Annotated in this window: 14 protein-coding genes; 9 read left to right on the top strand and 5 right to left on the bottom strand. The window is 30.7% G+C overall.

The window, feature by feature from the left end; translation table 11 throughout:
- Positions 1 to 17: 17 nt before the first annotated feature.
- The 7 genes from PXD04_RS16760 to PXD04_RS16790 all read left to right on the top strand — a co-directional run bounded on the left by PXD04_RS16760 (position 18) and on the right by PXD04_RS16790 (position 17,216).
- A complete protein-coding gene (locus PXD04_RS16760) occupies positions 18 to 1,820 on the top strand; it encodes a hypothetical protein (RefSeq protein ID WP_323735962.1) in 1,803 nt (600 codons plus the stop codon).
- Positions 1,821 to 2,098: 278 nt separating this feature from the next.
- Positions 2,099 to 6,766, top strand: coding sequence for a right-handed parallel beta-helix repeat-containing protein (locus PXD04_RS16765; RefSeq protein ID WP_323735963.1), 4,668 nt, complete (start codon positions 2,099 to 2,101; stop codon positions 6,764 to 6,766).
- Between the two features lie 147 nt (positions 6,767 to 6,913).
- A complete protein-coding gene (locus tag PXD04_RS16770) occupies positions 6,914 to 8,836 on the top strand; it encodes an Ig-like domain repeat protein (protein WP_323735964.1) in 1,923 nt (640 codons plus the stop codon).
- 149 nt (positions 8,837 to 8,985) lie between these two features.
- Complete coding sequence (locus PXD04_RS16775; RefSeq protein ID WP_323735965.1) at positions 8,986 to 12,045, top strand: right-handed parallel beta-helix repeat-containing protein; 3,060 nt, start codon at positions 8,986 to 8,988, stop codon at positions 12,043 to 12,045.
- Positions 12,046 to 12,162: 117 nt separating this feature from the next.
- Complete coding sequence (locus PXD04_RS16780; RefSeq protein WP_323735966.1) at positions 12,163 to 14,046, top strand: hypothetical protein; 1,884 nt, start codon at positions 12,163 to 12,165, stop codon at positions 14,044 to 14,046.
- 116 nt (positions 14,047 to 14,162) lie between these two features.
- Positions 14,163 to 16,046, top strand: a complete 1,884-nt coding sequence (locus PXD04_RS16785; protein ID WP_323735967.1) for a hypothetical protein — start codon at positions 14,163 to 14,165, stop codon at positions 16,044 to 16,046.
- Between the two features lie 141 nt (positions 16,047 to 16,187).
- Positions 16,188 to 17,216 (top strand): exonuclease domain-containing protein, encoded by a 1,029-nt coding sequence (locus tag PXD04_RS16790; protein WP_323735968.1) that lies wholly within the window; start codon positions 16,188 to 16,190, stop codon positions 17,214 to 17,216.
- Here the strand turns inward: PXD04_RS16790 and PXD04_RS16795 are convergent.
- Positions 17,213 to 17,452 carry a hypothetical protein gene (locus PXD04_RS16795; RefSeq protein WP_323735969.1) on the bottom strand — a complete coding sequence of 80 codons (240 nt, stop codon included), beginning with the start codon at positions 17,450 to 17,452 and terminating at the stop codon, positions 17,213 to 17,215. The two genes, PXD04_RS16790 and PXD04_RS16795, sit on opposite strands and share 4 nt — an antisense overlap.
- A gap of 104 nt (positions 17,453 to 17,556) precedes the next feature.
- Positions 17,557 to 18,813 carry a DUF438 domain-containing protein gene (locus PXD04_RS16800; RefSeq protein WP_323735970.1) on the bottom strand — a complete coding sequence of 419 codons (1,257 nt, stop codon included), beginning with the start codon at positions 18,811 to 18,813 and terminating at the stop codon, positions 17,557 to 17,559.
- 295 nt (positions 18,814 to 19,108) lie between these two features.
- Between PXD04_RS16800 and PXD04_RS16805 the strand changes: the two genes are divergently transcribed.
- Positions 19,109 to 19,237 (top strand): hypothetical protein, encoded by a 129-nt coding sequence (locus PXD04_RS16805; RefSeq protein ID WP_323735971.1) that lies wholly within the window; start codon positions 19,109 to 19,111, stop codon positions 19,235 to 19,237.
- Positions 19,238 to 19,371: 134 nt separating this feature from the next.
- Here PXD04_RS16805 and PXD04_RS16810 read toward each other — a convergent pair whose 3' ends face one another.
- On the bottom strand, positions 19,372 to 20,310 hold the full coding sequence (locus PXD04_RS16810; protein WP_323735972.1) for a DUF1848 domain-containing protein: 939 nt from the start codon (positions 20,308 to 20,310) through the stop codon (positions 19,372 to 19,374).
- Between the two features lie 266 nt (positions 20,311 to 20,576).
- Positions 20,577 to 20,789, bottom strand: coding sequence for a hypothetical protein (locus PXD04_RS16815; RefSeq protein ID WP_323735973.1), 213 nt, complete (start codon positions 20,787 to 20,789; stop codon positions 20,577 to 20,579).
- Positions 20,790 to 21,693: 904 nt separating this feature from the next.
- On the opposite strand from PXD04_RS16815, the gene PXD04_RS16820 reads away from it, so the two are divergent.
- Entirely contained in the window at positions 21,694 to 22,479 is a 786-nt protein-coding gene (locus PXD04_RS16820; RefSeq protein WP_323735974.1) for an FHA domain-containing protein, read from the top strand.
- 28 nt (positions 22,480 to 22,507) lie between these two features.
- Here PXD04_RS16820 and PXD04_RS16825 read toward each other — a convergent pair whose 3' ends face one another.
- Positions 22,508 to 23,473: a succinylglutamate desuccinylase/aspartoacylase family protein gene (locus PXD04_RS16825; protein WP_323735975.1), complete on the bottom strand. Its 966-nt coding sequence runs from the start codon at positions 23,471 to 23,473 to the stop codon at positions 22,508 to 22,510.
- Positions 23,474 to 24,879: the final 1,406 nt, after the last annotated feature.

The following is a 24,879-nucleotide window of genomic DNA, read 5'->3' on the forward strand; positions in this document are numbered from 1 at the left end:
TAGAATTTTATGATACTATGCAAGAAGAAGTAATTATTAATAAAATAGATAAAAATATTGTAAAGTTAGGAAATATCGAGGAAAAACAGGAATTGATGGCAGATAGCTTACAGAACAAATACAACCAGCTATCAAAAACTGTGGGGAAAATACATCAAAACGTTAAAAGCCAAAACAACAGATACTCACAAATAATGGAAAACCTAAAAGAAATAAAAAACAATATAGGCAAAGAAAGCACTGGAAACATAGAAGACAAGCTTGAATTAATAATACAACAACTAGAAAAACAAGAAACACAACCTCAATATAATCAAGTGGAAAAAACAAGCAGTACTGTAATGCTTAATTACAAGGAGTATATGTACAAATGGTTTAATAAAAACCTGAAAATAACAAAAAACCCTCATAACGTAATAGACATGGAAGAACTAAAAACTAAGATAGACAAACACTTCGAAACAGAAGAAGAACATACAATAGACCTCTCAAAAATATATAATCGACTGGAAAGCTACCTAAAATACTGGTATAACCAACATAATAACATTATAAGCTTTGAAGACATAATCAATACAAGTCTAAACAACAATAAATTATACTCCTATATAAAATTCATAGACATAAAAGAAGAACGAGAAAACAGGATCAAAAACACAATAATAGCCTGGCTAAAAGAATACACCTGTGAAGTAGAAGGAACAAGAACATACACAGAGGACATACTAAGAAATATTCAGCCATTATTCGAAGAAAACGGTTGGATAATTACCACTCCTGAAGAATACTCTCAACTACAGGAAGCAGGATTTACAAAGGTATGTGTAAAAAGAACATTCAGCCAAATAATAGGGAAGGCAGTACAGGATTACTACAGCCACATAACCAAGGACACAACACAAAGAGACACACCAGGAAACGGACATGTAACATGGTATCCAAACATAGAAATAATAGACAAAAAAGCATCAGACACTCTACAAATAAAAATTAAAGATGAACTGACAAATGACATCTTCGACTCAGACAATAAAATATGCAAGTGGCTTAACAAAAACCTAAAATACACGGGAAATAGTGATGATAAAATAAAAAGGGAAACACTCCAGATACAGTTACGTCAATACCTTAAAGAAGAAAATTCAATGATTTCGGAAGATACATTGCAAAGATTGTTAAACATTATGCTGGATAAACTTGGAGAAAAATATAATACAAAATATGAGGATAGTACTGGAATATTAAGCAGTTTTACCATTATACATGAAGAAGATATGAAGGGAATCATAACAAAATGGGTGGAGTGTCATCTTGAATATACTGGAAACCCTGAAGACATAGTATCAGTTGAAGAGTTGAACGAAAAGTTACTGACAACATTATACAAGAAAAACATCACAATAATAAAAGATGACCTATATCAACAAATACCAGAACAACTAAAAAACAACTTCACAAAAGAATATGAATATAATGAAACAGTAAACAAGATACTTCAACAAGAAGTACAAAAATATGATAAGAAAAACGAAAATATAATAGGTGCTAGGTTAATACAGTACAAAAACCTAAAACAAGAAGACATAACAAAATGGGTAAACAAGAACATAGAACAACTACTAGAAAACAACATATCCAACAAAAAAACAATACTAAACAACTTCAACAAATACCTGACACAAAACAACACAAGAAACAACACAAACCAAACACTAGAACAACTACTAGACGAAGAAATACAAAAACACTACACAAAACAAAACATTACACTTAAACTACTAAAAGACAACCAAGACACATACTACGCACTAATCAACTAAAACAAACAGTAATATAAATTCATCACCTTAATCTAACCCCCCATTTAAGTAAATAATTATTTTTATACTAACTAACATTTTTAATCATTTTTTTTTCTTTCTATGTACTTTGAACGATTATGAAATATTTTATTATAATAATATTTCATTTAGTAATCCTTTTTTATGTAATTCTTTTTATTGTATGTGGAACATATAACATATTATATAAATTTAGTCAATTTTGATTAAATGATATTGTAATGGTCTTTAAATGAAGACTTTAATGGTGTGGGATAATGAAAACTATAAGTAAGTTCTTAATATTTACATTAGTTTTACTATTAGCTTGTCTGGGAGTAGTATCAGCAACAGGTAATGTTACAGATACAGCAGATTCTCAGGACAGCACACATAATAGTGACATTCAAACCTACAGCGTATTGGATGATAATATTCAAACTAATAGTAAAGTATTAGAGAAAAAATATGAAAAAAATAAAACACTTAAACAGGCAGGACGTACAATAACAGTTACTAACAAAACCTTTGACACATACTTTAAACAGTCCAGTGAAGATGAATTTCCAAGCAGTACCAGTCTTATACAGGATGGTGACACAGTAAACCTTAAAGGTTCATTCAAAAACTGTAATTTTGCAGTGGATAAGCATATAACATTCACTAGTCTTAATAAGGATGCCAAACTATATGATAGTACAGTATTTGTATTAGGAGATAAGGCATCAGGGTCAAAGATAACTAACCTGAACATATTCAATAATGGTACTTTAATCAGGGGTATTCAGGTAAAAAATGCATCAAACATTGTTGTGGAAAATAACACTATAAAAACGTTAGGCTTAAGATCATATGGATTTGTAGCAGATAACATGAACCATAGCAGTATACGTTTTAACAGTTTTGAACGAGAAGGTGATGATTGGAGATATATCACATTCCTAATCGGTAAATGTTACTATAATAACATTGCAAACAATACTATCCGATGTGGAGGAGCAAATGGTATATACCTGAGTATTTATGGAAGTATAGATGCTAAATTCGAAGCAGGACCAAGTGACTATAACAACATAACAGGTAACAATGTAACAGCTCGTGGAGACATCACATCATGGTGTTATACAATACAAGTAATGGGAGGAAATAACAGAATAACCCATAACACAGTAAATGGTGGATTCAGGGGAATTTCAACCCAGGACTATGAAAACAATATAATCACATATAATGATGTGCATGCAATCAATGAAGGAATATACGCCTGTGAAGGAGCAGTAGTATCAAACAATAATGTTCATGTAACAGATACTTCATATGGTATAACAATCGGCAGTGACAATGTACAAGTAAAAGACAATACAATCAAGTCATTAAATGGTGCAGGTATCGAAATAAGGGGAAGCAATGCACAGATAACAGGTAACACTATCATATCAGAAAACAGTACTGGTATACATTCCAAGGGAACCTATACTAACCTAATCATTGACAACAATAAAATAAACAGTAAAGAAGAAGGAATACTCTTCAAACAGCAATCTAATACAAAGAAGATTAATCACATAATGGTTACACGTAACACTATCACAACAGATGCAGAGTACGCAGTAAACCTTGAAGAAACAGGATCACAATATGATGCAGACGTAAACGTAACAGTGACAACATCCAACGTATTAACCGCAAATAAGCTATCAGGAATGGAAGCATATAAAAAGCCAGTTAATGCTAATAGTAATACTGACCGGGACACGAATCAGGTAATAACAGTAACCGATAATAACTATAACACATGGTTTACTGATGGAATCCAGAAAAGCAGCATAAAACAGAATGCAACCGTAAACCTTGAAGGAACATTCAAGGACAAATCATTCACATTCAACAAGAAAGTACACATTACTGGTAAAAACTGTGTAATACTTGATGGAACAATTACACTCACAGGTGATGCACACGCTTCAACAATAAACAGTATAACAATAAGAAATAAGGCACATAATACAACAGTACATGGTATAGAATTAATAGAAGTGAACAATTGTCGAATAACAAACACAAAAATAGACAATTATGCAGAATATGAAAGCCTGGGAATATTCCTATACGGATCAAACGGTAACATAATACAATCTAACACATTAACAACAAGTGGAGACTATGTTAACAATGGAATACTCACATACTCCTCAGATTCTAACAAGATAGAAGACAACCGGATAAACATTAACCAATCCGGAAAACCAGTAGCATATGCTGATTCAATAATGTTCAATGAAAGAATAGGAACAATACAGGAAGTACTGCATAACCATGGAATAATATTATTATACTCCTCTGGCAACAACATTAATAAAAACACTGTGACCGGAACCTCAGAATTCAAGAAGTATACATTCCCAACTAATGATTGCAGAAACAGTATAGTGGGAATTGACTTATACTTTAACTGTAATGACAACCGTATAACAGAAAATAATATAAACATTAATGGTTACGGACCATACAATTATGGTATGGGAGTACTAGGAGGACAATGGGGAACATCAATATACTCAGTAAACGCATCCAACAACCAGTACATAAGCAACAATGTTACATTAACAGGGGGATACTTTGCAACAGGATTCATAGCAGGAAGAAACAGTGCACAGACCATAATAAAAAACAATAACATACGAGTAGACGTGTACAAGCAAGGAACAAACAGAGGAGACTATGCACATGGAATCACACTAGAAAACAGTACAACATCAACAATCACAGGAAACAACATTTACCTAACAGCATCCTCAATATACAGCATAGAACTATTCGATTCAGGAAACAACAAAATAATATCCAACAACATACAGGCAAATGGAACATACCCATATGGTATAGCAGGAACAAGAGCAATCAACAATGAAATACAAAACAACACAATAATACTAAAAGAAGAAAACATGGGACCAACCAGCCAGGCAACACACTCCGAGTCAATAGAATCAGGAAAAGAAGGAATAATGCTGACACAAGAAAGCACAAACAACATAATCACATACAACACAATACACACAAACACACAAAACACAATAAAACTAGAACAACAAACAAGAAACAACCAAATAAAAACAAACTCACTAGTATCCAAGACAGGCACAGGAGACAAAACAGTAAACAACAAGGGAACAAACAACATAACAAACAACTTCCAATACTTCACAAACATAACAACCACTCCAATAACAGCCAGGATAGGAGACACAATCACAATAACAGCAAACATACAAACAACCACAAACAAACAGGAAAACCTGACAGTCACATACAAACTAGGAACCAATAATATAGGATCAAGCAAAGTAAACAACGGAAAAAGCACACTAAAATACACCATACCAAACCTGTACAGGCCAACAACATACCAACTAACAATAACAGTAACAGGAAACAACTTCCAAAACCAGACAACAACAACAAGAGCAACATTCACAAAACAAGCAGAAAAAATAAACATCAAAGTAGCACGAACACTACAACAGATAGGATACAAAGCACAACTAACAGCCAACATAACAACAAGCACAGGAGGAAAAATAAGCACAGGCGAAGCAACATTCTACCTTGACAACAAAAAACTAAAAACAGTAAACGTAACACTAGGAAAAGCAAGCACCAACTACCAGATAAGCAGTAAAGCAAAAAGTGGAGTACACACAATAAAAGTAACATACCATGGAACAAACGATTACCAGAAAGCAGAAGCAACAAACATACTAGGAATACAAACAAAGACAACAATAACACTAAAAACACACACAACAAAAATAGGAACAAAAGCACATATAAAAGCAACAATAAAAACAGGAACAACCAAAGTAAAGTCAGGTAAAGCAATAATCTACATAGGAAACAAGAAAATAGCAACCACAACAATACAAAATGGAAACATAAACCATAACTACACAATACCAACCACCTATAACAAGGGAACATACAACCTGAAAATAGTATACAACGGAAATCACACACAAACCCCGGCAACAAACACAACAAAAATCAAAATAAACGGAATAACACCAGTATTCAAGTACACAACAACAAAAGTAACAATAGGAAAAACAGCAAAACTCATACTAAAAATAAGTAACGGAAAAACAGGAAAAAACAAGTACAATGCACAAAACGGAAGCATAACCATAAAACTAAACGGTAAAACACTAAAAGACAAAAACGGAAAAACAATCACAGGAACAGTAAAAAATGGAACAATAACCATAAAATTCACAGCACCAGAACAACTAAGCGGAAAACAAAACATAACATTCACATACAAAGGAAACAACAAATTCACAACACTAACCAAAACATACAAGAACGGACTAATCATAAACAAAATAACAACCAAACTAACAGTAAACAAAATAAAAACAACAAAATACGGCAACAAAATAACAATCACCGGAACACTAAAAGATGCAAACAACAAGATACTAAAAAACACCAACATAAAAATCAAACACAACAAGAAAACAATAACAGTAAAAACAAACACTAAAGGAATATACAAGTACACAACCACCACCAATACAGTAGGAAGCAACAACATCACAATAACATATCCAGGCAACAAGAAATACCAGACAAAAAGCATAAAAACAACATACAAGACAAGCAAACAAAACACAAAAATAACAATAAACAAGATAAAAAACACAAAAAATAACAAAACCATAACAATCAAAGGAACACTAAAAAGTGCTAACGGAAAAACACTAACAAACACGAAAATAAAAATAAAAACAAACAATAAAACCGTAACAGTAAAAACAAACAATAAAGGAGTATACACATACAATTATAAACCCTATAAAAGAGGCACATATAAAGTAACAGTTAGTTTTATTGGAACAAAAAATTATAAAGCAAATAATAAAGTTGTAACATTTAAAGTCTATTAATCCTTCTTAACCTCCACCATTTTTTTTTATTAATTTTATGATGAAATGTTTTTATTTAATCTACTTATATATAAACTGCTTTAAATTAAATATCATTGATTAAACCTATTCTTAATCAAATAATCAAATTTTTTTACGGGTGTAAAAATGATGAATAAAAACATTAAAAGAATGTTCTTATTACTTACATTAATATTCCTATTAGTAGGCGTAGTTAGTGCAGCAGAAACAGTATCTGATGATACAGTTAAAGACACAACACTAACAAGTGCCAAACAGGTAGATACTATTAATGAAGTAAAATATGAAAAAAATATAAATAAACAAAATAATAAGGATACAAAAACAGGATCTGCAAACACAACCGATACAAAAGCATCAACATACATCACTACCGCAGCAAACTATAAGCAATTATCAGATAAAATTAATCAGGCAAAGAAATCCAATTACACCACATACACAATTAACCTGAAAAAAGGAAACTACAATGCAACAAAAACTTTAGTCTGGGCAAACACAGAGAAAACCACAAAACTAGTAATCAATGCAAACAATGCTATCATAAACGGTCAAGGAAAATACCAGTTTATCCAAGTAGACGAAGATTACACACTAGAACTGAACAAGATAACATTAACCAAATTTGTATCAGAAAATGGTGGCGCAATAGAAAACAATGGAACACTAACAATAAAAAATTCAAAACTAACATATAATAAGGCAGATGAAGACGGAGGAGCAGTATACTCCTACGGAGACCTTACAGTAACAAACTCACAGTTCACAGGAAATAGTGCAGGAGAAGATGGCGGGGCAATCTACATCTACAGAAGCTATGATGCAAAAATAACAAAAAATAATTTCACAAGCAACAAGGCAGATGATGACGGCGGAGCAATATGCATATACGGTTCATATGATACAAACATAACATATAACCAGTTCGTCAAGAATAAGGCCGAAGATGGTGGAGCTATAGCAAACATACCTCGCAGCGAATCATATACTTACATGGGACAAGAATCCTACATAGAAGGTGAACAGTATCTAGAACAATACTGGAATCCAACAAAAAACTATGGAATCACAGGTTATACTACAACATATAACTATAATCCTATGGGCTTTTCAACACCAATCCAAATACCACAATATGGATATACTGGTGGATATGATTATAGAACAGCCACTAGGTATGTGACAAAGTATAGGACAGTACCAAAAACAGGATACAATTACTATGGATCCGATACAACAATACAAAGCAACAAATTCATAGAAAACGAAGCAACAGACGAAGCAGCAGCAATAAAAATAGATCATGGTGATGTACTAATAATCAAAAACAAATTCCACAGAAACAAGGACAACCTAACAAAAGAAGCCATAAAAAATGATGGAAAACAATACACAAAAAACGTTTACAAATACAGTAGCTATGGAAACCCAATACTAGACGAAGGAAACACAAACATAACCCAGAACACCTTTGATGACAGAAAAGACACAACAATAACTTTATCAAAACTTAACACTGCATACTATGGAACTAAACTAAAAATAAGCGGAAAACTATTAAACAACAAAAACCCAGTGAAAAACCAAAACATCACAATATCATTCAATAACAAAAAATACACAGCCAAAACAAGTAAAACAGGATATTTCGCAATAAATGTAACAACAAAGAATATTGGAAAATACACATTAAAACTAAGCTATGCAGGAAACAAGAATTATTTATCAACTTCAGCTTCAAAGGTAGTGACAGTTAACAAAAGAATAACTAAAGTAACAATCACAAAAATTCCACAGAAAAAATTAAAAGACAAAATAACAATAACTGGTAAATTCACAACTAAAGAAGGAAATACTCTGAAGAATACCACATTATCAGTGACATTTAATGGTAAAACATATAAAGTGGTAACTAACAGTAAAGGTGTTTACGCTAAGAAAGTTGTAGCAAACAAGGTTGGAACAAATACCGTGTCTGTAACATTTAAGGGAAACAGTAAATACAAGGCAGTAACCAGTAAAACCACATTCAAAACAGTTAAAAAATAACATATAAAATTTTATCCCCTCCATCCTTCAACCTTTTTTTTTAATGATATTCTATTACTAAGTACATTATTAATGAAAACAATTACTTTAACCTACTTAAATAAGAATTTAATCAAAGAAAATATCATATCATTAACATGGTGATAGTAATGATAAAAAATAACATTAAAAGAATAATAATATTCTTAGCATTACTAGTAATTCTGGTAGGTGTAGTAAGTGCAGAAAACACAACAGACCACACCAACACACAGGACAAAATAGTAAAAGAAAAAACAACTACTACTAGTACTGCTAATATTGAATCAATACAAAAAGAAGCAAAAATAAATAAAAATAATAAAACAACCAAGTCCTCAACGGGAACAACATACACAACAAGCGTATCCAATTACCAACAACTAGCAGACAAGATAGAAGATGCAAAAAATAACAACTACGACACATATACGATAAACCTTAATAAGGGAAACTACAATGCAACAACAAGCATGACATACGACAAGCAATACCAGCCACTAGTTATCAACGCAAACGGAATAACCCTTGATGGACAACAAAAATATCAATTCCTAAGCATAGAATCAGGTGCAACATTCACACTAAACAATGCAATACTACAAAACTTCAAAGCAACAGGGGGAGGAGCAATATTTGGTGATGATGACACAACATTAACTATCACAAAATCAACCTTCAAAAACAATAAAGCAGAAGCAAACGGAGGAGCAATATACACACATAACAAACTAACAATAACAGACTCAGAATTCACAGCAAACACTGCAACAGGGTATGGAGGAGCCATACACAGTTACTATGGAAAAATAAGCATAACAAACACACAATTCCAGAACAACAAAGTACTAAACGAATCAGGTGGAGCAATAGGAAACTTCTATGGAAACATAAATATCGACAAAACAGTACTAAACAATAACAAAGCACCACAAGAAGGAGGATCATTATACAGTAGTGAAGGAAACATAAAAATAACCAACACAAATATCACAAACAATGAATGCAATGATTATGGTGGTGGAATATCCACAGAAAAAGGAACATTAATCCTGGAAAACAACAACTTTATCAGCAATAAAAACACTGACTCATACGGAGGAGCAGTATCCTCTTATAATGACAAATTCAATGCAACAAACAATCAATTCACAAAAAATCATGCAGAATGGAGAGGAGGAGCAATTTACAGCTTCAAATCAGAGACTAAACTACATAGGAACAATTATACAAGTAACACTGCATACAATGGTGGTGCATTAGTAAACGAAAAAGGAATTGTAAATGTAAGGTACAGTAATTTCATAAAAAATATTGCAGACTCAGATGGAGGAGCAATAGATAACCTATATGGAGAACTAATAGTTACCAACTCCCTATTCACAGAAAATAATGCAATATTTGGTGGGGCAATAGAAAACATTGGTGGAGTATACTCCTACAGTAGGACAACATATGATGCATGGGGAAGACCAGACCAGACAACATACTACAAAGACATGTACGGAAACATGCTAATAGCAGAAAACACATTCACAAATAACTATGCAGAAACAGGTGGCGCAATAGGAAACTACGTGCCAGTACAAGAAGGATTACTACCAAGTGATGTTGAAACAAGTAATGATGGAGTACAAATAAACCATAACAAATTCCATCAAAACAGAGCCGAAGAAGGTGGTGCAATATGCGTAGAAGAAGCAAACAATGCCTACATAATGAATAACACCTTCACAGAAAACACTGCCCCCGAAGGAGGAGCAATAAAAGTAAACGAAAAGTGTGAAGAAGACATAAACATAGCATACAACACGTTCACCAAAAACACTGCAATAAACGGATCAGCAATAAACACGAAAGGTAGTGATGTATTCATAATAGAAAACCTGTTTGTACAAAACAAGATGATAAACAGCACAGACAAATCAAGCAATGCATTCACTATAATAAATGAATCAAGAGCATTAATAAAAAACAATACAAACGATACCAGAACAAGTTACCCCGGACAAATATATGATGACGGATTTACAAGGATAGAAGACAATATTATAAACGATAACAAGACACAAACAAAGATAACATTAACAGTACCAACAAACAATGTAATCCAGAACAATCAGATAACAATAAAAGGAAAATTAACAACAAACGGAGAAAATATAGCAAACAGTACCTTAAAACTAACAATAAACACAAACACTGTAACAGTAAAAACAGATAATAAAGGAATATTCACATATAATACAAAAGCAACCAAGGCAGGAACAAACAAGGTAACAGCATCATATGAAGAAAACCTAGTCCATTTAAGCACATCTACAACAAAAACATTCAATGTAATAATGGAAACAAAAATAATCCTTAACAAGATAACAACAACACAATACAAAGACAATATAATAATCAAGGGTAAATTCACCAACAAAGCAGGAAACATAATAAAAAACACTAACCTAAAATTAACATTCAACGGTAAAGCATACACACTTAAAACAGATACTAAAGGAGTATTCAACAAAACAATAAAAACAAGCAAAGTAGGAAAAAACAATGTAACAATAACATTTGCAGGAAACAACAACTACAAAACCAGCACAAACAAGACAACATTCACAGTAACCAAGAGAACAACCAAGATAACAGTTACTAGTATAAAACAGAAAACATATAATGACACGGTAACAATCACGGGAAAACTAACAGACAAAACAGGAACAATCCTCAAAAACACGGCCATAAAAGTAACAGTTAACGGTAAGACATACACGGTTAAAACAAATAGTAAGGGAGTGTACACTAAGAAGGTAGCTGCTACAAAGGTAGGAACCAATAATATAACTGTAACCTATAAGGGCAACACATACTATAAAGCAGTAACTAAGAAGACAACATTCAAAACAGTAAAACGAGCAACACGAATAACAGTAAATAAGATTAAAGCAACCAAGAAGGGCAGTAAAGTAACAATAACAGGAAAACTAACTAACAACAAAAATGTTATACTAAAGAATACTAAGATAAAAATCACAGTAAATGGTAAAGCAGTAACTGTTAAAACTAACAGTAAAGGAGTATACACTTACAAGTACACAACAAGTAAAAAGGGAACCAACAAAGTAAGCATATCTTACTCTGGAAATGCTAATTATAAAACCACATCTGCTAAGACTAGTTTTAGCGTAAAATAGTATTTTACTATTTTTTTAACCTCCCCTTCATCATTCCCCTATTTTTGGGGAAAACTATTTTTAATGAAAGTCCACATAATACCTATTATGTAACAAAGGCTATGGAGGTGTTATCTTTTGACAAAAATAATGCATATAACATTAATGCTAATGCTAACAGTAGTATTATTATCTATAGTTTCTGCAGCAGACACAAGTAATGATACTGTTAATACAGAGAAGATAACAGCTTTCACAGAAGATAAAGTAGTATCACATGATAATACACTTTCCGAGAATGTGGATGATAAAAAAAATAATAAAGTAATTGATGATACAGAATTAACTGATGAAGATACTGGAACTGGCTGTAGTTCTGTTATTATACAGGGATATAATAATGATAGCAGTATCTCGTTTAGGCGTGATGCAACTAATAAGTTAACAATTAATGTTAAACATGATAATTCAATAGTTAAACAGTATAAGGAAGGATCCTACTTCTTCCATGTCTTAGTAAGTAAGGATGGTTGGATGGTGGGTAATGGTGGAGCAGATAATTCTCAGGTTAATCATGCTATTGAAGATAATGCTCTTAGTATGATTAATAAGAACAGTATCACTTCCGAGAATATGAATAATATTTATAACCAGGAGTCCCGTTTATCTTTGGGTCATTTTGTAATTAAAGCTCCTAATGGTAGTTATAGTTTAATTATTAAGAATGGTTACAGGGTCTTTAAGGATTCTGGTGTCTTGAAGAGTGGACAATACCTGATTGTTCCGAATAGTATGAACTTTTTCAGGAAGAATAGTGTGGATGATATTAAAACAGAGGATAGGATGATATATACTTCTCGTATGCTAACTGCACGTGACGGCTTTGGAGTAAACAGGCGAGAAATAGTAACCTATTATTATAAGAATAACCGGGTGAACAGTACTGTTAAGGTAACTGCCACTAATGATAATGGTAGGTATGTTGGCAGAAGAACCGCTTACCTGATTGATGACATCAGAACAAATAATAATTACTACTCATCAAGCAGCATACCTGTTATTGACGGCTCCAAACACTTGGATACTGTTAACTTCTTTTTGCGTAAAACAAGAACTAAAGTATCAGTGAAAAATATAGTTTCAAGTACTGGTATGGTAGAATTAAGTGGTACTGTACGTGATGAGTTTGGCAGAAATGTAAATACTGGCCAGGTTATTATAAAGGTTGACGGAAAAACTCTTAAAAACTCGCATGGAAATATCCATGTTAATGTAGTTAATGGAAGTGTTAAGTATAAATCAGTGTTAACTAATCTTTGGAGTAAGAAAAATCATGATTATATGATGACCTACATGGCTAACTCAGTATATGATACAAGTAAATCCGGTACTGCCAGTATAAGTGTTGATAATTTCTTCAGACTACGAAGTTATCATAAATCAACTATTATATACGGTAATAAATTAAGTATAAATTCATTTATTAGATACAATAGGAATAATAGTTTTGTTGATGGTGGCAGAGTATTCTATAAGATAAATGGTAAAACAGTACTTAATTCAAAGAATCAAACATTATACAAGCGTGTCATGGATGGTAAAACTGTTTATAACCATACTTTTAAAGGATATTATGGTGCAAAAAGGTACACCCTAACAACTGTTTATGTTAATGGTGCTTACAGGAAGGAATACAATACATATGTTACTGTAAAAAGAATTCCGACACGTATAATAAATGCTAATATCAGTACCCGTGGTAATCTGATTAAAGTCAGGGGAAAACTGGTGGATAATAATAAGAATCCTATAAAATATGATTCACATGTAATGATAAAAATAAATGGTAAAACATTAAAGAATAATAAGATTACACGAAAGTTTCTTATTAAAAAAGGATATATAAACTTTAAATTCACAGTGCCTCTAGAGTACAGAGCAAAAGTTTACAAATTAAGCCTTATTATACCAGAGACAAGGATAACCTCCTCATACAATAGGAATTATACTGTTAAAGTATAATTCTTAATCAAAACTATTTTTTTTTTTACAATATTTTAATAGGTAATGATAAATAATTACAGATATATACCTAATAGTACCTACTATATTAAAACAAAAATATTAGGGGAGGTATTATGTATAAAAAATATTTATCAGCACTAATATTCCTGCTGATAATATTCACACTAATAGGAGTAGTAACTGCAACAGATAGTAACACTACTAAAGAAACAGTTACTCCTACAATACAAGAAGAAAATAACGATAATACTATCATAACCAAAGAAACAGAGAAAACAGTGAAAACCAAGAAAATCACACAATCAGATAATGACACAGAGATAGATGAGGGATGCTGTACAACAATAGTTCAAGGAGAAAACAATGACAGCAGCGTATCCTTCCGCAGAGACACAACATCAAAGGCAACAATAAACGTCAAATATAATGATACAATACTTAAACAATTCAAGACAGATGGATCATACTTCTGTCATGTGATGATAAGTAAAACAGGTTGGGTTGTTGGAACAGGAGGACTTGAAGGAGGAACTACCTGTCGAAACATTGAAAGTTACTCATTAAACATGATAAACAGTAACCATATGATAGATAGTGAACTAAAGAAAATATTTGACATAAAAGGAAGAGCAACCTTAGCACACTACGTTATTAAAGCACCAAATGGTACATTTAATCTACTTATAAAACGTGATGGTCAATTACTTAAAAGATCAGGAGTACTGAAACCTGGAGAATATGTAGTAGTTCCAAACAGGGTAAGACACTACCAGAATGGTATGTTAAAAAATTTCAAAGACGAAGAAAAGCTCATGCTTAACTATAGTAGAATGTTATCAGCTCATGATAGGTATGGAGTGCAGAGAAGACAAATATTAACATATTACTTTAAGAACAATATTGTAAACAGTAGTATCAAGGTAACTGTCAGTAATGATGATGGACGTCATGTGGGAGTAAGAAGTGGACAATACGTGGATAATATACAAACAAACACTAAGTACTATCCTTCATATACAATCCCTGTATTGGATAATTTCCTTGAAGTTGAAAATGCCAAGTTTTTCATAAGAAAAGCAAGAACTAATATAGTGACTCATAATAAAGCAATACATGATAATAAGGTTGAATTAACTGGTACTATTACTGACGAGTTCGGAAATAAGATCAATACAGGTAAAGTATCTGTTAATGTTGATGGAAAAACGCTAAAATATTCTAGTGGTAAAACCATCTTTGTTCAAGTAGTTAATGGAACTGTAAAGTATAAACATGTGTTAAAAAATCTTTGGAGTAAAAAGAATCACACATATTATATGAATTATATTGAAAATGCAAACTATGAAAACAGTAAGTCACAGGCTTCACACATAAAATTATCTGATGATTTCTTCAGAGTTCGAACATATCATAATTCTGCAGTGTATTATGGTGGTAAGTTAACTATCAAGTCATTTGTCCGTTATAATAGTAACAATACAAGGGTTATTGGTGGTAAAATTATCTATAAAATTAATGGTAAAACCTTATTGAACTCTAAGAATAAGACCTTGTATAAATTTGTTAAAAATGGTGATACTGTATATAATCACACATTTAAAGGCAATTATTGGGCTAAGACTTATGTGTTAACTACTGTTTATGTACATGGTGCTTATCGTAAGGAATATAAGACTAGAATTAGTATAAAGAAGATTCCTGCACGAATAATATCATCAAAGATAAGTGTTAAAAACAGGACATTGCATTTTACTGGTAAACTGGTTGACAGATATAAGAAGACAGTTAAATATGATTCATATCTTAAGGTGAAAATTAACGGTAAATATTTGAAAAAGAACAAAGTTGCCGTGAAGTTTAATATTAAGAATGGTCTTGTTAATTTCAAATTCAAACTACCATCATATTATAAATCCGGTAAAAATAATTTAACTGTAGTCATACCTGAATTTAGGGAAACATTAAGTTATTCCAGAAATTATACTTTTAGAGTATAATTTTTTTTTAATCTTTTTTTTATAATTTCTTTATTTTTTTTTCTATTCTATAGTTACGAAACTATTTTTACATATTTTCATAAATATACTAAATAGAATTTATTCTATTAAAAGAAAAATAATAATTTGGTTGTATATTTGATGGAAAATTATATTGTTTTAGACTTAGAAACACCCAACAGGCTTAGTAATTCCATGTCATCAATAGGAATAGTGGTAGTAGAAGGTGGAGAAGTAACTGATGAGGTATATACTCTGATAAATCCTGAAGCACATTTTGATGATTTTAACATAGCATTCACTGGCATCCACCCAGAGGATGTGGTAGATTCTCCAACATTTCCAGAATTCTATGAAGAATATAATGATTTGTTGTTAGGAAATGTTATTGTCGGACAGAACATTACATTTGATTTAAGTGTTATATCAAAGGCACTTACCCGATATAATATGCCAATACCACCATTTGAATATTACTGCACACTAAACTCCTGTAAGCGTAATCTTTCATTACCTGATAATAGTCTCAGTTATATTGTTGCTAATGTCTTGAATACAACATATGATGCACATAATGCTATGGCTGATGCTCAGATGACTTACCAGTTATATAATTACTTGGCTGATTATGAGGATCGAAGCAGCTTTCTTAAAACATATTATTATAGGCCTAACTGTAAACGTGACTTTGACAGAAGCTTTGACTATGATTATAACTATCTATATGGATTACTTAAGAAATTAAATTATGCTGAAAGTGTAACAGAAAATCATAACAACCTGTTGGAAACATGGTATGATTCAAACAAGTGCACAAATGCTCATCCATTAATCGAGAATGTACTGCTTAAAACATCATATATAATAAACAACCAACCAACAAGAAAAGAAAAACATCAAATAATAAATACATTACAGCCAATAAAAAGATCACCAGAATACAAGGCACCAAAACTAAAACTAATAGTACTTAAAGGAATAATAGACTCAATAACATGCGAAGAACAAATAAAAGAAGAAGACATAATATACCTGAAACAATGGATAAAACAAACACCAATAAACGATAAACAACACAAACAATTCATAAAACAAATAGAATATGATGATAAAAAAAAGTTAAAAAAACAGTTAGAAAAATACTCAAAAATACTGGAAGACTACATCTAATAAGAACTTTCATGATTAATCAAATCAATAAAGTCATACAAGCATGAGACAATACTCTCATTAACATTCCTTTTTTTCAAATCATCCACAATAGATTCAACAATATTAACCAAGGCTTCACTTTCAATCTCAACCTTATCATTATACATATTAGTAAGAAGCTTAAGCTTAGTATTCTTATTAGTAAAACCCATCAGATGAAGAAAAACCACAATATCATAAACAATCTGTTTCATAAAAAATACTCTCAAAAAAATAAAATTAATATAATACTCTAAATAATAATATGTACACTAATAATTAATAATTCTTTCTAAAAAAATAGTATGATGAATGGTGATTAAGGAAAAATCTTATCCATCCCAATAGGACCTGTCATATTATTGCCTGTACAATCAACAATACCATCAATAGGAAGAACTGCCTCCATAGTACCAAGATAAACACCATTATTATCCCTGAGAGCATAATAATTGGTTAAAACCTGCTTACCATCAACATATGATAAAACATGCATACTATCTCTTTTACCTTCCTTAAAATCTTTCAACAACTTATCAACCATATTCATAACACGGGGTGGATGGCAAGAATGCATGTCACGATTAAGAGCAGTCTTAGGCCTTAAGAACACCTTATTCTCAGTTTCATCAAAGAATCGGTTAATGTCATTCTCATCAATAACCGTAATCTCCATAGGTAAAATATTTAGCATAGCACGTAACTGATTAAGAGACAAACTACCACCAGGTAGAATAATTTTATCATCATCAACATCTAAGTCATAGACATCATTATTTTTATCCCATAAAGGCAAAGTATCTACAATACAAGGACTATAAAGGTGCATATCATTAGATATTAATAACCAGTCATTTTCACTAAAATTTTCTGCACATAACGGAAACAGTATATTCTCTTCTTTATATACCATTTCCTCAACAAGCATTATGACGCCTAACAAATCTTCCACATTGACAACATTATGCATCTGGAATCTGATATCATCCTCAGCACCCCACATAACTCTGGCAGGACCCGGATAATTGTACTCCTCCATGAGCAAAGGTAACAGAAGTTCATCCTTCTTAGCATAATGCTGTGTGATAGAATTTAACAGGGGTATATCCTTTTTAATAACATCAATACTATCAGAATCTCTGAGTTTCTCTTTAATTTCCTTTAGTAACATGATAATAGCTTCATTCTCAATAGTTAATATATTAAGAGGATGACCTGAAGTATTCTTAAGTTTAATAGTTTTCTTAGAAATTTCATCACTCTTATTATCAATTTTTTTATCCTTAATATAAACAGTGCTATGGGCAGCCATTTCCTCTTTCATACGCTCTAAACGTTCCTCATCTGTCATTTCATGAAATAGCACGGAATGAATATTGCAAAGTTTCTGAATATCCTCAACTCTAGCACCATCTGCCATCATTCTCTGTTCAGCTTTTGCAATAAGTTTTGCAGGCACATGCTTAAAATTAATTTTAAAATCAGCTTGAACAATTTCAAGGTCTTCTCCATCAGACACTCGTTTAATATAACTTTTAAGTAGTTCTACTTGTTCTTCAAAATTATCGTAATTCATATCAATCAAATTTCATTTTATATTTTATTGGATATGTTTTCCAAGAAATATTTAATACAATTTAACTATGAAAGTCACAATTAATATTAATTTATTGACTTTTATTTAAATAATTTTTTCTTTAACAGCTATGTAATGTAACAGAATTATATAATAAATTAAGAAAATAATATTTTTGATTAAAATTTTCATAAATAATTTAACATATTACAAAATTATGAATTCATATTACCCTGTAATTACATGCTAATCATTAAACATAAAAAAAATATTAATCGACATTAAGAAGGAAAACATGAAAAAAAATTATAATAGAAATCATATTAACTACACAATATATGAAGTACAAAAACTAAATAAATACATTAACCTGTATAATATACAAACAGTAATCATTACATATACATCAGAAACAATAAAATAAAAAGATAATCAAAAAAAAATATGGGAGTATAACAACAACCCCAAAAACAAACACCACCAGAAAAACAACACTACAAGTACACAAGAAGAAAAAATTACAACCAACACAGACCACACACATACACAAAAAAAATATTAAAACAAAGTAGTTTGACATTTATCCCTCAAAAGAAAAGAACTTTGCTTAGCTTCATGAACAACATCATCCTCCAACACATCCCCAATAAGCAAAGGCGAAGAAGAATCATGCAACTTAAAATTTCTTTTAGCAACCAAAGGATTCTTATTAGCATAACAATACTTACAGGCATTAGGACAAGAATCATACTGACCAAAATCACGCCAAGGAATACACATACACCCCTCACGAGAACCAGTATGTTTAACATTTTTAAAACGCAAATTATTAGAATCCTCTAAAATCTTAGATGTAACACAACCAGACCTGTGAATACCATAATCTGCATATTCATCACCAACAGCACAACACTGTAATCTAAATGAACACCCTTTTACAATACTAGACAAACCTTCCAATAACTTAATCTTATCATCTAAATCAACACCAGAAACTCCAGGCATATTTTTAATAACCTTCTGGTACATGTCAATAAAACTAAAAATACAAGACGAAATATGACCATCCAACCTTGAAGACATATATCTAAAAGTATCCAAATGATGATTTATATCATATTTTTCTGTTAAAAAGATAGGATCATAACGCCATGAAATCTTCTTAAAACCAATAATCTCAGACAAACTAATTAAAGTATCAATACTCTCATCTATTGACGGAACATTGGCTTCAATATCATTACCATAACCAGTAATCGTGTAATGACAATAAATAGGATATTTACTATCAATTTCTTGAATATCGTCTAATATAGGTTCATAATTTTTAGAACAAAAAATAAATGCATCCACTTTACTAGTACTTAAATCATACTTTGTTAACTGTTTAGGATTATAAGGATTTCTTGTATAAACAAAACCTTCATCTAACCTGTTTAGAAACCAGGGAGTATAATAATTAACAATGTCTGTTCTTCCACTTACATTAAAAATCATAAAACATTACACCTATATATTATTATATAAATAGATTAAAAAAAGTATTTTCCTGTGGAAAAAAGTAAAAAGAGAAAAGTAATCAAATATAAATGATATCTACTAGCAGGTTATTAATTTAATCTTAATAAACACTATGATTAATAGTTCCTGTTTTCATCAAGATATTAACTTATTGGAAGGATGATAAGAATAATCCTGCAAGCATTCGTCATATATTCACATATATCCTAAAAAAAATAAATTTGATGGGGATTATTTTTATATTAGTTTTGATTTTCATTTAATGATATACTGTTAATTATTTTTGTTATTTCATTATTATTTAAATCAGTGTCTGGTTTTTTAGCGATGATTGTTAATTCATTTGCAGTAGAGTTATTAGGACTTATGTAATATATTTTTTTGTAGTGGTCTGCTTCGATTTTTTGACCTGTTGAATCCACTAGTTCTACTGGAGGGTATTCTACCCATTGCATTAATAATCCGTAGCTTACTGTTTTTAGGTTTGATGGTTTTGCTGAGTATTTGTATACTTTAAAGTTATTGATGGTATCCTCGGATATGTCTTCATATCCTGCTTCTTTTCCATTTTCAGAGATTGCCTTGTAGAAATCTGTTGTAAGGGATGTGTTACCAATAATTCCATTAAATAGTATTATTTTATCATCTTTTGTAGCAATTCTCTTGGTGTAATCTATTTCATAATCGCTTGGTAGTGTTACTTTTGCTCCAGTACCTTGTAATGTTTTTTCTGAATTGCCTATAAGGAATAAAACTGCAATTATTGCTATAATTATTACTGCTATAACAGCAATTGCTATTTTAACTTTTTATCCATTATAGTTCAACCTTCTAACTGTTAATTTTATTAAACAATTGGTATTTATATAGGAAGTGTATTTAAATATATTAAAGTAATTAGTTTATTTAATGGTCTTATTTTTTGATATGAATTATTTTTGTCTCTTTTTTATTAATATTATCATAGTTTTTATGTTTTTGTTTAAAATATTTTTAAATTGTTTAATATAAAGCTAGTTATTTATACAACTTAAATATGGTTTAAAAGATAAATTAGATTAATAATATAATATACAATTATTAATCTTTTTTCTGAATTTTAAAGAAATAGAATTAATAAAGATGTGTAATAAAACATAATAATTTAAAATTGTAATAATGCTTTATTTATTTAGAAAAAGGAACTAGTTATTACTTAAAAAATAATTTTGAGAAATATGTTATTATTTTATTTTTCATATGAGTAAAGTCTATGAATAAAAAAAAAATGAAATGATTAACTATGTTTATTTAGATATAGTATGTAAATGTAGAATTATTATTTTCATACCAACTCTCAAAGGGGAGGGGGAAATTGAAATGGAAAATCATGAATCAAAAGAAAGCTGTAATAAAACATATGACATAATATCATCAAAAGTTTCAGCACTAAATAATAGGGTAAGATTTGCTATCATTGAAATATTATCTGATATTGAACGAAAAAATCAGGTTCAAATAATCAAAAAAGAACCATTATATTCACGTGAATTAAATGCATTATTATTAGAACATTATAATATTAATATATCTCCACAAATGTTAGGTCAACACTTAAAACAATTAGAAAATGCAGATTTAGTAGAAGAAAAAGAAATTAGAAAAGAAATACCTAACAAAGTTGGTTCAAGAATTGTGAAAGCATATAAAATTAACACAGCAGCGTTTAAAGATTTATTCTTAGATATTGATCTTTTCAGACAAGAACTATTATCCTTATTTGAAATATATGAAAAACACCAAAAAAATACCAGTACCCAAAAGTGTACTTTAACTATCTTAAATGGCCCGGATAAAGGTAAAACATTTAAAATAAGTAAAGAAGACTTAATCCTGGTAGGACGAAAAGAAAACAATTACGTTGATGATAAAAATTCTATGATATTACTAGATGAAGGTTATTGTAAAGTGTCAAGTATAACTAAACCACACCTAAAACTTTATTACCATGAAGATAAATGGACTATAGAAGATACAAATAGTGAATACGGAACATATATTGATGATAAAACAGTACCAAAAAACATGAAAACAACATTAAAGAATAACTGCTTTTTAAGATTAGCTAGGGGAACAGGAGGAATAGTGTTTTATTGTTCCTATTAAAATAAAAAAAAAGAAGGAATGGGATTAGTTATAATCCATCCCTATCCATATTAGCAAGTTTTAGATATGAATCATTAGAATCAAGATTTCCATTAACATACAATAAAGCTAACATTTGTGTGAAAGATTCATCTACAGAGGATTGATAAACTTTTCCATGACCCGGAACTTGAACCAATGGAGTAACAGCAGGTGTACCCTTAAGATTTAATTCATCTTCAATTGCCCCATCATAAGTAATACCAGCTACCAGATAAGTTAATTGTTTATCTAACGATAATGATGACATATCCGTTGCTAACTGGTAACTAGCATATGTAGGTACTTGTGTACACATAATAGTTGTTTGTCCAGGATCTTTTCCAACTTGTGTTTCATGAAAATCACCAACAGCACTTGCATGATTATTAAAAGCAAATTGAACTACATTATATGATATTGTACCGGGCCTATCAGCTTCCTGGTTAAGATTAACTCCATTTGTAAGCTTAGTATTCTTACTTAAAGCATCAGGTGAAGTAAACGGTAAAACATATACAGTTCCTTTAATCTTCCTACCATCCAAATAATTTATAATCTTCATCGCAGCAACACTTGGATTCAATTGATCACCATGCACACCCGCAGTAATCACTGATACAGGGCCTTTACCATCTCCAATCTTATATATTGGCACTCCACTCTGTGCCTGAGCTAAAACTTTTTCTGATATCTCAGATTGGGGCATGTTTTTAGCTAGTTCACTATTCTCCAATACATTAGCTCCATCATTAGTCAAGCTTATGATTTCTACAGGTGACGTATCAAAGTAAATAATATATGCTGACACTCCACCTATAGCCACCAAAAATACAATGATAATTAATCCAACAAGTAATAATGGATTAAATGACCTTTTAGGAGAAATATTATCATCTATGAAAACATTACCTCCACAGTTTCTACAAAAATGGGCATTATTATCATTTTCAACCCCACAATTTTTACACTTCATATATAAACTTATTTAAACTATTATATTTAAAAGTAATAATTAGGCAAAAATTTAAACATTTATACATAAAATGGAGGAGGTAAAGTGAAAAAAGCATATTTAATAATATTCTTATTAGTAACTTTATTACTGACAGGCTGTGTATTTGCATCAAACGATACAAGCCTAAAAGTTTCAGCCAATAAGAATACTGTTAAAATGGGAGATACAGTGAAATTCACAGCAACAAAAAATATTCAAGATAACGATGCAGTAGTCTTTAAAGTAAATGGTAAAACAATAACTAACAATAAAAACCAATCAAAAATAAAACCCACAAACAAGAAAGCATCAATCACTTACACAATACCTGATGGTTTCAGAGCAGGACAAGCACAGATAACCGCAGTAACTAATATTAATAATAAAAGAAAAGAATCAAACACATACATTAACATCGAAAAGATGAACACAAGATTCACAAATATAACAATTAAACGTAGCCTAAACTCGTATAATGTCTACTCAGTACTACTAGATGATAATAATCATACAATGAGTGGTTCTGCTAAGGTAGCAATTAAAGTAAACGGCAAAACACTACATAAAAATAATCAAACACAATACTTCAAAGCAAAAAATGGTGTGCTCAATGCAACATTTAAATTAAATGAAAGTTTCCAGAAACGAAACATAACAGTCACACTAGTAACCGGGGACACTTACTCCTATATTGGAACAAGACATGAAATTAAAAATCTATTAGATGGATCTGTCGAAGTAAAAAGAATGAACACTAATTTCATAAACACAAGCATCAAACGAAACAATACCAAAGTAAGCATATACTCATTACTAGTTGATAACAATAATTATACAGTGAAAGATACAAGTAAAATAGCAGTTAAAGTAAACGGTAAAACATTACAAAAAAACAATCAAACACAATACTTCTATGCAGTAAATGGAGTGTTAAATGTAAGCTTTGAAATTAATAAAAAATTAAGCGACAAAGATATAAACTTTACACTAGTAACAGGGGACACTTACTCCTATATTGGGGTGCGCAAAAACTTCACAAGCAATATTATCAGAAATACGCAAATGAATATATCATCAAACATAGCATTACCATACAATAATATTACAATCCCAGTACTAGTATTATATAATAATAAAACAGTTAATGATGGAAATATAAGTGTTTACCTGGGAAACAAACTCATAAAAACATCAGAGTATAATGCTAAGCATMAATRCNATWAARTTNAGNWMTYWTTWKAYMTKKKTWYATRCWCWYTTRAWATWKYMTRKAAWTYYSYTRRTTANNWGTCNNWTMCYATNNWWKMYRWKWWWRGTNKAWCNATTANGRAWSAAKATNAAANYCNNMKAWCAWCNNWSGTAKMYWCARWATTYKWAWRATTWTA

It is taken from the genome of Methanosphaera sp. ISO3-F5, assembly GCF_034480035.2.
Taxonomy (GTDB): Archaea; Methanobacteriota; Methanobacteria; order Methanobacteriales; family Methanobacteriaceae; genus Methanosphaera.

What these genes read in the sequence shown, in the direction of transcription:
- PXD04_RS16785 (WP_323735967.1), top strand. Translation starts at nt 14,163, where the DNA reads ATGTATAAAAAATATTTATCAGCACTAATATTCCTGCTGATAATATTC.
- PXD04_RS16770 (WP_323735964.1), top strand. Translation starts at nt 6,914, where the DNA reads ATGATGAATAAAAACATTAAAAGAATGTTCTTATTACTTACATTAATA.
- PXD04_RS16760 (WP_323735962.1), top strand. Translation starts at nt 18, where the DNA reads ATGCAAGAAGAAGTAATTATTAATAAAATAGATAAAAATATTGTAAAG.
- PXD04_RS16820 (WP_323735974.1), top strand. Translation starts at nt 21,694, where the DNA reads ATGGAAAATCATGAATCAAAAGAAAGCTGTAATAAAACATATGACATA.
- PXD04_RS16795 (WP_323735969.1), bottom strand. Translation starts at nt 17,452, where the DNA reads ATGAAACAGATTGTTTATGATATTGTGGTTTTTCTTCATCTGATGGGT.
- PXD04_RS16765 (WP_323735963.1), top strand. Translation starts at nt 2,099, where the DNA reads ATGAAAACTATAAGTAAGTTCTTAATATTTACATTAGTTTTACTATTA.
- PXD04_RS16815 (WP_323735973.1), bottom strand. Translation starts at nt 20,789, where the DNA reads ATGCAATGGGTAGAATACCCTCCAGTAGAACTAGTGGATTCAACAGGT.
- PXD04_RS16790 (WP_323735968.1), top strand. Translation starts at nt 16,188, where the DNA reads ATGGAAAATTATATTGTTTTAGACTTAGAAACACCCAACAGGCTTAGT.
- PXD04_RS16805 (WP_323735971.1), top strand. Translation starts at nt 19,109, where the DNA reads ATGAAAAAAAATTATAATAGAAATCATATTAACTACACAATATATGAA.
- PXD04_RS16775 (WP_323735965.1), top strand. Translation starts at nt 8,986, where the DNA reads ATGATAAAAAATAACATTAAAAGAATAATAATATTCTTAGCATTACTA.
- PXD04_RS16800 (WP_323735970.1), bottom strand. Translation starts at nt 18,813, where the DNA reads ATGAATTACGATAATTTTGAAGAACAAGTAGAACTACTTAAAAGTTAT.
- PXD04_RS16825 (WP_323735975.1), bottom strand. Translation starts at nt 23,473, where the DNA reads ATGAAGTGTAAAAATTGTGGGGTTGAAAATGATAATAATGCCCATTTT.
- PXD04_RS16810 (WP_323735972.1), bottom strand. Translation starts at nt 20,310, where the DNA reads ATGATTTTTAATGTAAGTGGAAGAACAGACATTGTTAATTATTATACT.